At 36.7% G+C, this 15,889-nt stretch carries 11 protein-coding genes; 7 read left to right on the top strand and 4 right to left on the bottom strand.

The features are described from left to right. Positions 1-335 precede the first annotated feature (335 nt). Positions 336-3,614 carry a fibronectin type III domain-containing protein gene (locus JOE44_RS09295; protein ID WP_209785339.1) on the top strand — a complete coding sequence of 1,093 codons (3,279 nt, stop codon included), beginning with the start codon at positions 336-338 and terminating at the stop codon, positions 3,612-3,614. A 174-nt stretch (positions 3,615-3,788) separates the two neighbouring features. Next, complete coding sequence (locus JOE44_RS09290) at positions 3,789-6,113, top strand: GEVED domain-containing protein (RefSeq protein WP_209785338.1); 2,325 nt, start codon at positions 3,789-3,791, stop codon at positions 6,111-6,113. A gap of 172 nt (positions 6,114-6,285) precedes the next feature. Here JOE44_RS09290 and JOE44_RS09285 read toward each other — a convergent pair whose 3' ends face one another. Both JOE44_RS09285 and JOE44_RS09280 read right to left on the bottom strand, forming a co-directional pair. After that, positions 6,286-6,444 carry a hypothetical protein gene (locus JOE44_RS09285; protein ID WP_165791728.1) on the bottom strand — a complete coding sequence of 53 codons (159 nt, stop codon included), beginning with the start codon at positions 6,442-6,444 and terminating at the stop codon, positions 6,286-6,288. 42 nt (positions 6,445-6,486) lie between these two features. Continuing rightward, complete coding sequence (locus JOE44_RS09280; RefSeq protein ID WP_209785337.1) at positions 6,487-7,314, bottom strand: ion transporter; 828 nt, start codon at positions 7,312-7,314, stop codon at positions 6,487-6,489. A 250-nt stretch (positions 7,315-7,564) separates the two neighbouring features. Here JOE44_RS09280 and JOE44_RS09275 point away from each other — a divergent pair, with 250 nt between their 5' ends. From JOE44_RS09275 to JOE44_RS09265, 3 genes are all read left to right on the top strand, one after another. Further along, positions 7,565-8,413, top strand: coding sequence for a hypothetical protein (locus JOE44_RS09275; RefSeq protein WP_245169748.1), 849 nt, complete (start codon positions 7,565-7,567; stop codon positions 8,411-8,413). Positions 8,414-8,543: 130 nt separating this feature from the next. Beyond that, a complete protein-coding gene (locus JOE44_RS09270; protein ID WP_209785335.1) occupies positions 8,544-9,641 on the top strand; it encodes a Nif3-like dinuclear metal center hexameric protein in 1,098 nt (365 codons plus the stop codon). 2 nt (positions 9,642-9,643) lie between these two features. Continuing rightward, positions 9,644-10,420: a hypothetical protein gene (locus JOE44_RS09265; protein ID WP_209785334.1), complete on the top strand. Its 777-nt coding sequence runs from the start codon at positions 9,644-9,646 to the stop codon at positions 10,418-10,420. A 321-nt stretch (positions 10,421-10,741) separates the two neighbouring features. Here JOE44_RS09265 and JOE44_RS09260 read toward each other — a convergent pair whose 3' ends face one another. Further along, the gene (locus tag JOE44_RS09260; protein ID WP_209785333.1) at positions 10,742-12,520 is read right to left on the bottom strand and encodes a long-chain fatty acid--CoA ligase; all 1,779 of its coding nucleotides are present in this window, start codon (positions 12,518-12,520) and stop codon (positions 10,742-10,744) included. A 357-nt stretch (positions 12,521-12,877) separates the two neighbouring features. On the opposite strand from JOE44_RS09260, the gene JOE44_RS09255 reads away from it, so the two are divergent. Then, positions 12,878-14,017, top strand: coding sequence for an acyl-CoA dehydrogenase family protein (locus JOE44_RS09255; RefSeq protein ID WP_209785332.1), 1,140 nt, complete (start codon positions 12,878-12,880; stop codon positions 14,015-14,017). 22 nt (positions 14,018-14,039) lie between these two features. Continuing rightward, positions 14,040-14,405, top strand: a complete 366-nt coding sequence (locus JOE44_RS09250; RefSeq protein WP_105684698.1) for a hypothetical protein — start codon at positions 14,040-14,042, stop codon at positions 14,403-14,405. Between the two features lie 268 nt (positions 14,406-14,673). Here the strand turns inward: JOE44_RS09250 and JOE44_RS09245 are convergent, their stop codons facing one another. Next, complete coding sequence (locus JOE44_RS09245; protein WP_209785331.1) at positions 14,674-15,618, bottom strand: DUF4349 domain-containing protein; 945 nt, start codon at positions 15,616-15,618, stop codon at positions 14,674-14,676. Positions 15,619-15,889: the final 271 nt, after the last annotated feature.

Below are 15,889 nucleotides of genomic sequence, written 5' to 3'. Positions count from 1 at the left end.
TACAAAAAAGAGTGGCTTATGTCACTCTTTTTTTTTTGTTTGTATATTTTCAATATTGATGAAAAATTTTAAATAATTTTTTATGTTAAATAGAAAAATTTTCTGAAGTCTATTTTAATTATATGCTAATTTAAATATTTGATTTTCAGTGTTTTGTTATTTTTCCATGAATTATGAAATAGTTATTAAAATTAAATAAACGTTTGGTTTTATTGGGTTTTACTGTTGATTTTAATTGTTTTTGTTTAAAATTTTATGATATTTTTTAATTTTTCATTTAAAATTTAAATTAATATTTATAAATTTACCGCCCTAACTTTTATTATTACTATTTTATGAAGAAATTACTACTATCGTGCTTGGCTTCCTTAAGTATGGGAGTTTTTGCACAAACTAATGTCGCCAACTATACTTTTTCGAAAAGTACCGGGGTGGCTTATACCTCAATTACGGGAGGTACAAAATTATTCCCTACCGGAACTAATACAACGTATGACAATGAGGTATCTGCCGCAATTCCTCTATCATCGCCTTTTAACTTTGGCGGTGTTGCCATGACAACATGCTATGTGAGCGCCAATGGATTTATAACATTTGGAGCGGCACCTTCAGGAACAAACTATACTCCAATGTCAAGTTTGGGATCAACTACAGGAGCAATTTCTGCTTTTGGACAGGATGGAGGATTTTTATCAACAGATTCACCGCAGCCAGCAGGAAACCATGAGGTGAGATATGAGGATCTTGGAACTGAATTCGTGGTACAGTGGCAGGATCATGCTAACTACCATAACAGATCTACTGAAAAATTAAATTTTCAGATCAGGTTGGTTTACGCTACAGGTGAAATAAAGGTGATCTACGGAAACTGTACAGATCCGGGTACCAGTACTTCAGGCAGTACACCACAGGTAGGGATAAGAGGAAACAGTACTACTTATGCATCCAATGTAAATTCCCTGATGATTGGAAATGTACCATCTGGAACTACCTGCGATTGGTCTAAAGCTGTTACAGCGAGTGCTAATAACAGTACTATGATTTTCTCAAGCACAACCAATGCAAGTGTTAAAATCCCGGCTGGGCTGCAATATTCATGGGCGCCTGGTACGCAAGCTCCGGTAAGAACTTTTGCTGCTGCAACCGCAATAACCAATAATGCAGCAACGATCAATTGGACTGCTCCGACAGATGCAACGACTTATAATGTTCAATATAGAGCGATTGGAAGCTGCGACTGGACTAATTACAGTGGTAACCCGGTATCCGCTGCTACTGCTACCATTAATGGACTGACTCAGAATACAACTTATCAGGTTCAGGTTCAGGCTTTAAATGGGGCAGCTCAATCTATTTACTCTCATATTCCAAATGCTGCCGGATCAGGAAGTGGATATGCATCCGCAGGATCTTTTACCACTACACCAAACTGTGCAAGTACAGTAACCGGTCTTTCTTCCTCAGCTTTAACTCCTGAGTTTGCAACGATTAGCTGGACAGCTTCAACAACGCCTCCAGGGAATGGATATGAGTATTATTATTCTACATCTTCAACTACCCCTAATGCAACGGTGACGCCTTCAGGTTCTGTAGGTGCAGGAGTAACAACTGCAGATTTATCCGGTTTGACTCCTTCAACTCAGTATTATTATTGGGTAAGAGGAAATTGTAACGGAACAGATAAAGGGATATGGTCAAGTTCAGCAAACTTCACAACATTAGGTCTTTGTCCTACAGTTACAGCGCCTGCATCCAGTGCTACAGGAGTAAGTGTAACGCCTACCATAACTTGGACTGCAATAAATGGGGCTTCAGGTTATAAATTAAAAGTAGGAACAACTTCAGGAGCAAATGATGTTTTAGATATGGATATTGCTGGTGGAACTAGCAGCTCTTATGTTTTCTCTACACCTTTGAATTATTCCAGTACCTACTATTATTCTGTAACAGCCTATACAGCTAATATTACAGGGCCTGCTACAGCGTGTACAGTGAGATCTTTCCAAACAGCGTGTACATCATCTAATTTACCATATGCTTTAGATTTTGATAGTGTTACAACACCAGCTTTACCAAATTGTACAACTGCTATTAATAGTGGTTCAGGAAATGTATGGAAAACTGCAACGGCTCCAACTGGCTTTACAGGGAAAGTGCTTAACTATTCATATAACAGTAGTAATGCTGCCAATACATGGTTCTTTACACAAGGTTTAAATCTTACTTCCGGAGTTAGCTACAGAATCAAATATAAATATGCTAATGCAACCGGAACAACACAGTACCCAGAAAAAGTAAAAGTTGCTTACGGATCTTCAGCTACAAGTGCTGGAATGACAAATACTTTAGCGGATCATGCGAATATTATCGGAGGAACTGCTGTAATTACTTTTGTAGACTTTACACCAAGTGCAACCGGGGTTTACTATTTTGGATTCCAGGCGTATTCTGCTGCTAATATGAATCAAATCTATGTTGATGATATTAATATAGATGTTACTCCTACTTGTTCAGAACCATCAGGAGTTACGGTATCTGCAATTACTACCAATGGAGCAAGTATTTCATGGACTGCACCAGCTGCTGCTCCTGGAAACGGATATGAATATTATTATTCGCCAAACAGTACGGCTCCTACTGCCTCTACTACAGCTTCAGGAACAAGTACTACCACCTCAGCTCCTTTAGCCGGGCTGTCTCCTTCTACTACATATTATGTATGGGTAAGATCAGTATGTAGTGGTTCTGATAAGAGTGCATGGAGCATTGCTGCTACATTTAATACACTTTGTGGAACTGCTATGGCACCTTTTACTCAAACCTTTGATAATGGAGCAGCACCAAACTGTTGGAATAATGTAAATCCTACAGCAACAACTACTGATGCAACCCTTTTCTGGAAATTTGCAGGATCTGCAGACTATGGTGCAAGCCCTGCTAATAACGGAAAAGCTGCAGGTACCTATGCATGGGTAGATGCTAGCTCACCTTATGCAGGAGCTGGTACAAATACTGTACAATTGGTTACTCCTTCTGTAAATTTAACAGGTTTAACAGCACCGCTTGTTTCTTTTGATTGGTTTAAAAATCATTCTACAGTATCTACTACTACAGTTTCGCCTTCAAGTTATGATAATAATAAACTTACCGTAGAGGTAAACGATGGGAACGGTTGGGTAGTTATTTTTACAGATAACACAAACTTAAATCAATGGAGAACAGTGAGTGTTCCTTTAGCTGCTTCTTATATCGGAGCTACTATTCAGGTGAGATTTACTGTTGATAAAAATGTAAGTGGTAACGGATATTACTATGATGATCTTCTTTTGGATAATGTTGAAATCAAACAAAATCCTAATTTAGCGACTTCTGAAACTTCTGTGAAAGCAGATAAGATTAACGTATATCCTAATCCATTTATTGATACATTAACGATCTCGGATGTGTCTAAAGTGAAATCTGTTTCAATCATTGATGTTTCCGGAAGATTGATTAAAACTATTGAAAAACCTTCTTCTGAACTTCAATTGAGAGATCTTAAAGAAGGATTGTATTTAGTCGTTTTGAATATGAAAGACGGATCTAAACAAACCGTTAAAGCAATTAAGAGATAAAAATAATTTCTTAAAAATAAGAAGAAGAGGCTGCTCAATTTGAGTAGTCTCTTTTTTTATAGGTGAAATTATCTTTTGTTAAAGGAAAAGTTTAATTCGTTATGAGATAATTAAAAAAATATTTTTTTTATTGCTGATTTTCACTAGATTTGATTAACTAATACTGTTTTTTATATGAGAAATTTTTTACTTGTTGGTTTCTTAATGGCCGGCTTTTTATCCTCCGCACAGACATACTGTACGCCAGCGTTTGCTAGTGGGTGTAGTGGAGGAGATGTGATAGATTCTTTTGCAATTCCGGGTGCCGGATTTGATCATCCTGATACAGGCTGTTCTACTGATGCATATGGAGATTACACTTCTATGACAATTAACCTTAGTGCAGGTTTAAGTTATGATTTTAGTGTTAAACATGGCTACAGTGATCAGAATGTACGTGTTTGGATAGATTTTAATAACGACGGAACTTTTGATGATGCAGCTCCGGAACTTGTAGCTTCTGCGAGTAGTACTCTTGTAGGGGCAAACAATATTACCTCAGGGCTTATCACAATTCCTTCTACCGTTACTCCTGGTACTTACAGAATGAGAGTGGGAGACAGGTTCTCCAGTGATCCTATTCCTTGTAATACTGATGGATATGGAGAAGCTCATGATTATACAGTAGTTATTGGTGCGGTTCCAACTTGTTTTGCACCATCTGCATTAACGGTATCCGCAGTTACAGCAAATTCTGCTCAGGTGGGATGGACTGCTCCGTCTTCTGCTCCGGGCAGCGGATACGAATATTATTATTCAACCTCCAGTACATATCCTGCTGCTTCCGTAGTGGTTTCCGGGACAAGCAGTGGATTAACTGCCGATCTGCCTTCACTTGCAGCAGCCACTACTTACCATGTGTGGGTGCGTTCTGTATGCAGTACTTCAAATAAGAGCGCGTGGTCTCAAATGGCAACATTTATGACATCCTGTGTTTCTGTAGGGGTGCCATATGCATTGGACTTCGAAAGTATAACTCCACCTGATATGCCGAGCTGTACTTCAGTAGTGAATGACGGTTCAGGAAATCTGTGGGAGACAGGTGATCTGGATGCTCAAGGATTTACAGGAAATGTCCTTCAATATTCTTATGACTATGCCGATAATGCTGATACCTGGTTTTTTACCAACGGTATTAACCTTACTGCAGGAGTAACCTATAGAATTAAATATAAATATGCAAATGCAGAAGGAATGGTATACGTAGAAAAGCTAAAGGTAGCCTACGGAACTTCAGCTACAGGCGCAGGAATGACCAATACATTAGCAGATCACTCAAATATTGTTTCCAGTACAGCAACAAGTGCTTTTGCAAACTTCACACCCACTACCACGGGAGTTTATTATTTTGGATTCCAGGCATATTCTGATGCGAATATGAATCAATTGTATGTGGATGATATTAATATAGATGTAGCACCAGCTTGTAGTGAACCTAATGCCTTAGTTGTTTCAAATATTACGGCCGGAGGAGCTACAGTTTCATGGACGGCAGCTACTCCTGTACCTGCAAACGGATATGATATTTATTACAGCACAACCAATACAGCGCCTACAGCTACAAGTACACCTAATTTTACAGGAATTACGGCGGCTACTTATAATATTCCTGGCTTAGCGCCTTCCACTGCTTATTATGTGTGGGTAAGATCTGCATGTAGTGCAACAAGCAAAAGTGTATGGAGTGATTCTGCTACATTTATGACATTGTGTTCAAGTGTGAACCTTCCTTATACGGTAGATTTTGAAAACGTTACCGTTCCAGCTCTTCCTGGCTGTACAATCAATGTTAATGCAGGAACAGGAAATAACTGGGAAACAATGGATCCTCCTTCTGATAGTCAAGGATTCACTACCAATGTGTTAAATTATCATTATAACTCTTCCAATTCCGGAAATGCATGGTTCTTTACCCAAGGGTTGAATCTGACAGCAGGAGTGCAGTATACAATCAGTTATAAGTATGGTAATAACTCTTCAACTTATGTTGAAAAATTGAAAGTTGCCTATGGAACATCACCTGATGCATCAGCGATGACAGGATCTATAGCAGATTATCCTTCAATTAATGATGAAATGGCTCATACAGAATCTATAACATTTACAGTTCCTACAACAGGAATATATTTCTTTGGATTTAATGCTTATTCAGATCCGGATCAGTATAATCTGTATATAGATGATATTAGTATTAACAACGCGAATCTGGCAACAGCTGAAACGGCTGTAGCGAAAAACACTATTCAGGTTTATCCTAATCCGTTTACAGATGTATTGAATATCTCAGATATTAAAAAAGTGAAAAATGTATCAGTAACAGATGCTACAGGAAGATTGGTAAAAACAATTGCAAACCCTGAATCTGTGATTCATTTAAGAGATCTAATGCAGGGTGTTTATTTAATAACACTGGAAATGAAAGATGGATCTAAACAGACGATCAAGGCAATTAAAAAATAATTCATCATTTAAATAAAAAGAAGGGGACGGGTCATTATGATCCGTCTTTTTTATGGGAGTTGGGATTTTGACTTTGAAAGTATTTATAAAAAAAGAAGAACAGAATATTCTGCTCTTCTTTTATATTTTATCCTGTGGCCATCACTGATGATGGAGTATTACCCATTGTTCTTTATTTATTGGGTACCGGTTGTATATCTCCCTTATTCATAAGATCAAAAACAGTAGGGAAGAACATGACTAATATAAAGTAGATGATGATCATCAGCACAATCAGTGCAAAAAGAATAATCACTAAGCTATTGGGTTTGTTTTTCTGTTTCGGTTCCATGATTTTGTGGTATTTGGTGAATAAATTTTATTTATACTAATATTAAGCTAATTTCTTGCCACATTTCTTACAATACCTTGCATCATCATCAATATCTTCATTCCCGCAGCGTTCGCACACCAGTTCAAGGTTTTGTCTTTTGTTTCTCATTTCTGCGGTTACAATACCAGTGGGAACTGCGATGATGGAATAACCGGCCAGCATCAGAACAACCGCAAAAAACTTCCCTAAAGGCGTAATAGGCGATACATCACCATATCCTACAGTGGTTACCGTAACCACTGCCCAGTAAATGGATTGGGGGATTGTTTCAAAACCTTGTCTTCCGCCTTCTACCATAAACATAAGGGAGCCTACAATGACTGAAAAAATAATCAGGAACAAAAGGAAGATATAAATTTTTCTGGAACTGTTTTTTAAAGCCCTTACAATTAAATAGCCATCATTCATGAAATCCAGCAAATTGAAAATCCTGAAAATCCTCAGCATTCTCAACATTCTGAAAATCAGAAAGTATTTGGTAATAGGGAAGAAAAAGCTAAGGAAAAAAGGAACCAGCGCCAGAAAATCAATAACTCCGAAAAAACTGAATATATAACTCCGTTTATTCTTTACCACCGCAATCCGCATAGAATATTCCAGGGTGAAGAAAACAGAGATTACCCATTCAAGAATCAAAAAAGTATAATGGAATCTTTTATCAAGCTTTGGGACACTTTCCATCATAATAATAGCAGTACTTGCCATAATTAAAGACAATAATATGATGTCGAACAGTTTTCCAAGCTTCGTATCAGAGCGATAAATTATCCGGTAAAGGAATCTTTTCCAAAGAGTGTCCTCAGGAACAAGATTATGTTCTCTTTCCATTTATATAAGGTTATTTCACAGCGAAGTTAATAATTTCTATAAAGTATAGGGTAAATATATGACTGTTAAAAGAATCCTGCAAATGTTAAAATAAAATTCGTCATCGAAAAGTGAATTATTGCGACTTAATTGTATGTATTTCAGGTTGTTATATTTAACAAAATACGAATAAAATATGACATATAAAAATGTTTTTTTTAACATTCTTATAAGCTGTATTCGTAATTTTATTCTACAAAAGCTTTATATCATGAGAAAAATTTTAACCTTGTTTATTCTGTTTTTCATAAGCAGTTTTGTGCATGCTCAGGTTGGGATCAATACTTCATCACCGAATGGTGCTGCAGTGTTGGATATAGTTTCCAACCAGAAAGGAATCCTCATTCCTCGCCTTACAGATACTGACCGGGATACCAACCTGGCTGATAATGACGTTTCCACAGTACCTCCTGCAGGTGTCGTAAACGCTAACCTTACCGCAGGAACCCTTATTTTTAATACGACAACGAATAACTTCCAGTATTGGGATGGTACCCTCTGGAGACAGCTTTTTGTTCCCACATCTTCTCAGGCTGGTAACGACGGTGTCGTTAAAATAAATTCTGGAAACGCAAATGTAAAACCCTCATTCAGTTTAAGTGCTGCAGGTAGCGGTTACGGCCCAAGACAACAAGTTCTCTATGCTGTACCATTAGTCTTTGCTGCAAGCCCTACGACAAGCTGGCCGGAAACAACTGTTCCCTTTCCTGGAGTAACCTCCAATATTTATATTTCGGCTACGGGTAAATGGAGAGAAAATGAAATTAACGGTCAGGTCCATGTCTGGAGAGTAATCTCTACGATCACTCCTGGCTCCAACTCTTCAGGATCAGTAAAAGCTACTTTTAAAAATCCTGATTCCGGTTTTGAAGTTAACTCCATCCAGTTGGTTCCAAGTGGATCAAGTGGAACAGGTAACATTCTTACTTTTTATTTCTATACCATTGCAGACCCTGCAAGTCTTGATCCGGGGAAAGGGTATCAGCTCTTTATGGAATCCGATATAAGCTGTAGTGTGGTGATAGATTCCTTTACAAGGGTATCACTGTTCAAAGATTAACAGTCTTATTTAATTCTTTCTAATATCAAATTAAGCCGGCCGGAGAAAGCCGGTTTTTTTATTGCTGTAGAAATTTTTCCGGATTTTTAGTAAAATTAATATCTTCGCTGTAACCGTAAAATATAAATTAATGAAGCTAAAAACTGTAATTGCAAAAATTGAAGAAGAGATCAGTATCAGACAGGCTGAAGATTTTGATAATGTAGGATTGTTGTGTGGTGTTTATGACCGCGATGTATCCGGAATTCTGGTTTGTCATGATGCTCTGGAAAATGTAGTAGAAGAGGCCATTGAGAGAAATTGTAATCTGATTGTTTGTTTTCATCCCATTATATTTTCCGGACTAAAATCTTTAACGGGAAAAAACTATGTAGAGAGAGCTGTTTTAAAAGCTATTGAAAATAAAATAGCCATCTATGCCATCCATACCGCATTTGATAATGATTTCTTTGGGGTAAACCACGGAATATGCAGTCAATTAGGACTCAGCAATATGAAGATTCTTCAGCCTAAAGAAAATAATTTAAAACAGTTAACGGTTTTTGTTCCTAAAGAATATTCGGAAAAGGTAAAAGAAGCCATGTTCTCTGCCGGAGCAGGAAATATCGGATTTTATGATGAATGCAGTTTTACAGTGAATGGGAACGGAACCTTCAGGCCGGTAGAAGGTTCAAATCCATTTTCCGGACAGCAGGGAATTCGTGAAAATGCAGATGAAGATATGATTTCTGTGATTTTTGAAAGCTTTAAACAGGGACAGATTGTAGGTGCCATGAAGGCTGCACACCCTTATGAAGAAGTAGCGCATCAGGTGTATAGTCTTGATAATAAAAATCATCATGCCGGATTGGGAATGTATGGTGATCTGGAAGTGGAAATGGATGAAAAGGATTTCCTTGGATTGGTAAAAGAAAAATTTGGGCTGGAAGTGATAAAACATTCCTCCTTCAATAATAAAAAAATTAGAAGAGTAGGGGTTTTGGGAGGCTCCGGAGCCAGTGGAATACGATCGGCAGCAGCCAAGAAATGTGATGCTTATCTTACCGGAGATCTTAAATATCACGACTATTTTTTAGCGGAGTCTAAAATGTTGATCTGTGATATAGGACATTACGAGTCAGAACAATTTGTTACTCAACAATTATTTGAAATTTTATCACAAAAATTTAGTACATTTGCAATTTCAAAATCTATTGAAAAAACAAACCCAGTAAATTATTTCATTTAAATATGGCAAAAACCAACGATATTTCAGTTGAAGAAAAATTAAGAGCTTTATACGATTTACAGATCATTGATTCAAGATTGGATGAAATCCGAAATACTAGAGGAGAATTGCCAATTGAAGTTGAAGATCTTGAAATCGAGATTGAAGGTCTTGAAAAAAGAGCTGAAAAATTTCATGCTGATATCAAAGATCAGGACGATCAGATCAAAACAAAGCATGAAGTAATTAACCATGCTAAAACTTTAATTGAGAAATACAAATCTCAGCAGGATAATGTAAGAAACAATAAAGAGTTTGAAGCATTAGGGAAGGAAATGGAATTCCAGGATCTGGAAATTCAGCTTGCTGAAAAAAGAATTAAAGAATTCGGAGCTAAAATTGCTCACAAAAACGAAACTTTAAGCGAACTGAATGCTAAGATCGACGATTTGAAAAGCCACTTGAAATTCAAGAAAGAAGAATTGGATGGTTTGATCTCTGAAACTCAGAAAGAAGAAGAATATCTTATAGAGCAGTCTAAAGAATTCGCAGGTAAAATCGATGAGAGATTATTAGCTTCTTACAACAGAATCAGAACAAACTCTATCAACGGTCTTGCTGTAGTAGGATTAGAAAGAGGAGCTCCAAAAGGATCTTTCTTCACAATCCCTCCTCAAAAGCAGATGGAAATTGCTCAGAGAAAGAAAATCATTATTGATGAGCACTCTGGGAAAATCCTTGTTGATGACGAATTGGTAATCGAGGAAAACGAAAAAATGAAATCTGTAATTAAATTCTAATTATTGATTTTTAAAAATATAAAAGCTGTTTCAGAGATGAGACAGCTTTTTTTATTTGATCTGAATATAAATCTGCCTCTCTTGGAGTAAAGCAACTTTAATAGGGGCTTTGTCATTCCGTAGGAATCTCTGCACATTCTTTTAACATGATAAAGATTCCTTCGGAATGACAAAGGTTGTGTTGTAATTGGATTAAAAAACTTAATGAAGAGTCATCCATAGAAACGGGCTTCAGCCCGTTTAATCAAAAACAAACTTTCCTTATCGGCTTTAGCCAAAACATAAAAAAAACCGCTTCAAAATGAAGCGGCTGATCGTATTTTAATCCTGATGATCGTACATCTTATTATACAAAGCAATAAATTTCTCTTTTACCGCTTTTCTTTTCAGTTTTAACGTTGGAGTAAGCAAGCCGCTTTCAATGCTCCATATTTCAGGAGTAAGCTCAATTTTTTTGATTTTCTCCCAGTTTCCAAGATGCTCGTTGATGCCGTCAATCTCTTTTTCAATCCTTTGCTTAAGTTCTGGGCTTTTCGCAATCTCTTCCGGTGTGGAACCGATATTCAGGTTGTTTCTCATAGCCCAGCTTTTTGCAAATTCAAAATCAGGCTGTACCAAAGCACACGGCATCTTTTCACCATCACCCACAACCATGATCTGCTCTATGAATTTGGAGGCTTTTGCTAAATTTTCAATCGTTTGAGGAGCAATATATTTCCCACCCGATGTCTTGAACATTTCTTTCTTACGGTCCGTGATCTGTAAAAATCCGTCACCATCCAAATGTCCGATATCTCCGGTTTTGAAGAAACCATCTTCTGTGAAGGCTTCTTTTGTCATTTCTTCATTTTGGAAATATCCTTTGAATACGGAGGGTCCTTTTACCGTAATTTCACCGTCTTCCTGAATTTTAACTTTTAAATTATCCAATGGAATCCCTACGGTTCCCACTTTCATCTTATCAAAGCTGTTGACAGAAATTACCGGAGAGGTTTCTGTTAAACCATACCCTTCCAAAATAGGAATTCCTGCATTCTGGAACATTAAGTTGAGCCTGGTAGACAATGCCGCAGATCCTGAAACCAATGTCACAATCTCACCTCCTAAACCTTCTCTCCATTTGGAAAATACCAATTTATCTGCAATGATTTCCTGAAGTCCGGATGGCTTTGAAATGGTTTTCTTCTTACTGATTAAGTTCAGTGCCCAGAAGAATATTTTTGATTTTAATCCTCCTGCAGAAGATCCTGTATTGTAAATTTTGTCATATACTTTTTCTACCAGCCTTGGTACTACCGTCATATAATGAGGCTTCACTTCTTTTACGTTTTCACCCATTTTCTCAATGCTTTCCGCAAAATAAAGAGAAAAACCGTTGTACTGATACAGATAAAACAGCATTCTTTCAAAAATATGGCAGATAGGAAGGAAGCTTAATGCTCTTGTTTCCTTATAATCCAGACTTCTTTTCTTGGGAATTCTCGGAATGGCTCCCAATACGTTGGAAACAATATTATTATGAGTAAGCATTACTCCTTTCGGTCTTCCGGTAGTTCCGGAAGTATAAATAATGGTTGCAAGATCTTCCGTATTGATCGCGTTAGAAAGGTCATCCACTTCAATTTGTGTAGATTCATCTTTACCCAGATCAAGAATTTCTCTCCAGTTGGCAGCGCCACTAATATTATCAAAAGTAAAAATGCCCTGTAAACTCGGGATATTGTGTTTTACTTTCATTACTTTATTCAACAGTTCTTTATCAGAAACAAAACAGTATTGAATTTCAGCATTATTGAAGATGAATTCGTAATCTTCCGGAGAAATACTTGGATAAACAGGTACTGAAACAACTCCGATCTGAGAAAGTCCGAAATCCATTATAGCCCATTCTGTACGGGAATTGGTGGTAATCAAAGCGATTTTATCACCTGGTTTTATACCAAGCTTCAATAATCCTCTGGATATCTTATTTCCCTCATTAATAAACTCCTGGGTAGAAGTTTTTTTCCACTCACCATGATATTTCGTTACAAACATATCCGTTTTAGGATATTTTTCTAAAGCGTAGTGTGGAATATCGAATAATCTCTTGATCGTCATGATTTTTTACGTAATTTATAAAGAAATTTAAATATAAGCATTTTTTTTAATTGAAAACATTTCAATGTAATAATTAGGAATTAGTTAAATGCTTACCATAATATATGGAATCAAAAAGGAGGCCGGAAGCCCTGAAAAAGGGATTTTATATTTTGAACTGATCATTTGTGAATGTTTATGGTTCTGAAGGTATCCGGTATTGTTTTTATCTCTCACCATTTCGAATCCCAAAACACGCATTCACTGGCATTAAACTCGCTCTAACTTCCATTTTCTGTGCCTTTTTTCTGCTTTCAATTTAATTTTTTCAGATTTGCTTAAAAAGTGTAAATTTACGGCTATCTAATTATTTTTTTTATGGACTTTAATTTATCGGAAGAACAGCTGATGATTCAGCAGGCAGCAAGAGATTTTGCACAAAATGAACTATTACCTGGAGTGATTGAAAGAGACCGTGACCAGAAATTCCCTACAGAACAGGTGAAGAAAATGGGAGAAATGGGACTTTTAGGAATGATGGTAGATCCAAAATACGGAGGTGCAGGTATGGACAGCGTTTCTTACGTGCTTGCGATGGAGGAGATTGCAAAAATAGATGCTTCTGCAGCTGTTGTAATGTCTGTAAACAACTCATTGGTTTGTGCCGGTCTTGAAAAATTTGCTTCTGAAGAGCAAAAAGTAAAATATCTTACCCCATTGGCAAGCGGACAGGTAATCGGAGCATTTGCATTATCTGAGCCGGAAGCAGGTTCTGATGCTACTTCTCAGAAAACAACTGCTGAAGATAAAGGAGATTACTACCTTTTAAACGGGATCAAAAACTGGATCACCAATGGTGGTACAGCTACTTATTATATTGTAATTGCACAGACAGATCCTGAGAAAAAACACAAAGGGATCAATGCTTTCATCGTAGAAAGAGGATGGGAAGGTTTTGAAATCGGATTGAAAGAAGACAAATTGGGAATCAGAGGAAGTGATACACATTCTTTGATCTTTAATAACGTAAAAGTTCCAAAAGAAAACAGAATCGGTGCTGACGGATTCGGTTTCAACTTTGCAATGGCCGTATTGAACGGAGGAAGAATTGGTATTGCTTCCCAGGCTTTAGGGATTGCTTCAGGGGCTTACGAACTGGCTTTGAAATATGCTAAAACAAGAAAAGCTTTCAAAACTGAAATCATCAACCACCAGGCTATTGCATTCAAATTAGCTGATATGGCTACTCAGATCACTGCGGCAAGAATGCTGTGTTTCAAAGCAGCTTGTGAAAAAGATGCAGGAAAAGATATTTCTGAAAGCGGAGCTATGGCAAAATTATACTCTTCTCAGGTAGCAATGGATACTACTATTGAAGCAGTACAGATCCACGGTGGATATGGATACGTGAAAGAATACCACGTAGAAAGATTAATGAGAGATGCAAAAATCACTCAGATCTACGAAGGAACTTCTGAAATTCAGAAAATCGTGATCTCAAGAAGCATCGCAAAATAACATTTTATAAAACACATTACCTATGAAAAAATCTTTGTGGATCACCCTTGGTGTTGTACTGCTGTTACTGGGCGTATTTGTCTGGTATAAATACTATTTCGTTTTCGGAGAAGGAGTGAAATCCGGATATCTGAACTACGCTATGAAAAAAGGCTATGTCTTCAAAACATATGAAGGTAAGCTGATTCAGGAAGGCTTCGGAAGTGGAAAAACAGGAACCATTACAAGCTATGAGTTTGAATTTTCTGTAGATGACCCTGAAGTTTTCAAACAACTGGAAACGAACAGTGGAAAAACCTTTGATCTGCATTACAAAGAGTACAATGGTGCTCTTCCGTGGAGAGGAAACACAAAGTTTGTCGTAGACAAAGTAGTGAATATGAAATAAAAACAAATAAGGCTCTCAATCTGAGGGCCTTATTTTACACCAAATCACAAAATATTAATATATGAAATAAAATTTCCAATTTTATTTTTGAACCCTGTTTGATAACGAAGATTCATTCTCTTTTGCTTATACTTAAAGTTAAGAGGAATTTTTGTAATAAACAAATACTTCCGTTGAATGTTTGATAAAATTAAAAATAAGAATCGAACTTTAATTCTAAACCTCATTAAAAAAATATTAAAAAATCTATCCAAAGACGGATTGAAATCTAATGAGAGTCGTTATTCGGAATGTTTTTATTTCTCTTTTTATAAAAATAATATCCAATACCGGCAATGAGAAACAAAGGCCATAACGGAAGAATAAACAGGAAGATAGAAGTAATCACATCCCAGCCTGATTCGATGGCTGCTAACGATTTTCCACCGAAAGTTTTAGGTTCTGTTTCTGTTTTCTCTTGATCACGGATATTTATATTGATCGTACAGATGGTATTTTCGGCATAGTTTCGCCCTGAAACCTGAATGTCTTTCGTATCAATATCCCCGATATTACTGCTGATAGCATCCATTAAACCATCAAAATGCTGGAGAGGAACTTTGATATCCAGGCTGTAGACTTTTTGATCTTCTCCGTGAGGACTTGCAGATTCCACGTAAGAAAGATTTTCACTTTTGATATAGCCATTATTTTTATGGGCTTCTTCTCTGATAATTTCCTTCACTGTTTCTGTATTTTCTGCTTGTATGGTAAGGTATCCTGATTTTACCATATTATCTTTAGGCATATTCAGCTCATAACTGTCATTTTTAGGTTTGTCTTTATAGATGATCTTGGTTTCCTTAATAATCTTTGGAGCCGGAGCTTTTGCAGCCACTTTTTCAGGTTTCTTCTCCGTGGAATCCCTTTTCTCTATTTTGGATTCCAGTTTTGTTGTTGCTATTTTTTCAGATAAAGAATCTACCATCTTTGAGGTATTTTCTATTTTTTGCTGAATATCGTTCTTAGTATTTTCAAAATCTTTTATTCTGATACTGGCAGAGTCCAGAACTTTATCCGCTGTTTTATTGGCATTATCAATAGCTTCCGTTGCAACTGTTGCAGCGCTGTCAGCTGAGTGGATCGCTTCATGTATTGTATCCTGTGCAACTTCTCCTTTTTTACACATAATGAAAGTGCTTGATATAGCAACGAGTAAGATGAACTTTTTCATAAGTTTAATTTTTTTGATGAAGTAAAATTAGAAGGGAAGTTCTTGTAAAGATTGTAAATGAAATGTATTGTACTGGTAAAATAGTAACTGTTATATTTTCAGTATTTTGTATTTGATTTACAAAAGATTTACAAAGAGTTTTTCTGAGTTTGCAGTATTGAAATGATTTTAAAGCTTTGTCTTTTTACTCAATAGGAGTTTGGGAAACTGAAGATTCCCATCCTCCGGAGGGGTGGCGAAAATTCAACGAATTTTTGACGGGGTGGTTTCA

The organism is Chryseobacterium sp. PvR013 (genome assembly GCF_017833095.1).
GTDB lineage: Bacteria > Bacteroidota > Bacteroidia > Flavobacteriales > Weeksellaceae > Chryseobacterium > Chryseobacterium culicis_A.
Note: the sequence above shows the minus strand (reverse complement) of the source record. Positions and strands in the feature narration are given on the sequence as shown.

What these genes read in the sequence shown, in the direction of transcription:
- JOE44_RS09295 (WP_209785339.1), top strand. Translation starts at nt 336, where the DNA reads ATGAAGAAATTACTACTATCGTGCTTGGCTTCCTTAAGTATGGGAGTT.
- JOE44_RS09290 (WP_209785338.1), top strand. Translation starts at nt 3,789, where the DNA reads ATGAGAAATTTTTTACTTGTTGGTTTCTTAATGGCCGGCTTTTTATCC.
- JOE44_RS09285 (WP_165791728.1), bottom strand. Translation starts at nt 6,444, where the DNA reads ATGGAACCGAAACAGAAAAACAAACCCAATAGCTTAGTGATTATTCTT.
- JOE44_RS09280 (WP_209785337.1), bottom strand. Translation starts at nt 7,314, where the DNA reads ATGGAAAGAGAACATAATCTTGTTCCTGAGGACACTCTTTGGAAAAGA.
- JOE44_RS09275 (WP_245169748.1), top strand. Translation starts at nt 7,565, where the DNA reads ATGAGAAAAATTTTAACCTTGTTTATTCTGTTTTTCATAAGCAGTTTT.
- JOE44_RS09270 (WP_209785335.1), top strand. Translation starts at nt 8,544, where the DNA reads ATGAAGCTAAAAACTGTAATTGCAAAAATTGAAGAAGAGATCAGTATC.
- JOE44_RS09265 (WP_209785334.1), top strand. Translation starts at nt 9,644, where the DNA reads ATGGCAAAAACCAACGATATTTCAGTTGAAGAAAAATTAAGAGCTTTA.
- JOE44_RS09260 (WP_209785333.1), bottom strand. Translation starts at nt 12,520, where the DNA reads ATGACGATCAAGAGATTATTCGATATTCCACACTACGCTTTAGAAAAA.
- JOE44_RS09255 (WP_209785332.1), top strand. Translation starts at nt 12,878, where the DNA reads ATGGACTTTAATTTATCGGAAGAACAGCTGATGATTCAGCAGGCAGCA.
- JOE44_RS09250 (WP_105684698.1), top strand. Translation starts at nt 14,040, where the DNA reads ATGAAAAAATCTTTGTGGATCACCCTTGGTGTTGTACTGCTGTTACTG.
- JOE44_RS09245 (WP_209785331.1), bottom strand. Translation starts at nt 15,618, where the DNA reads ATGAAAAAGTTCATCTTACTCGTTGCTATATCAAGCACTTTCATTATG.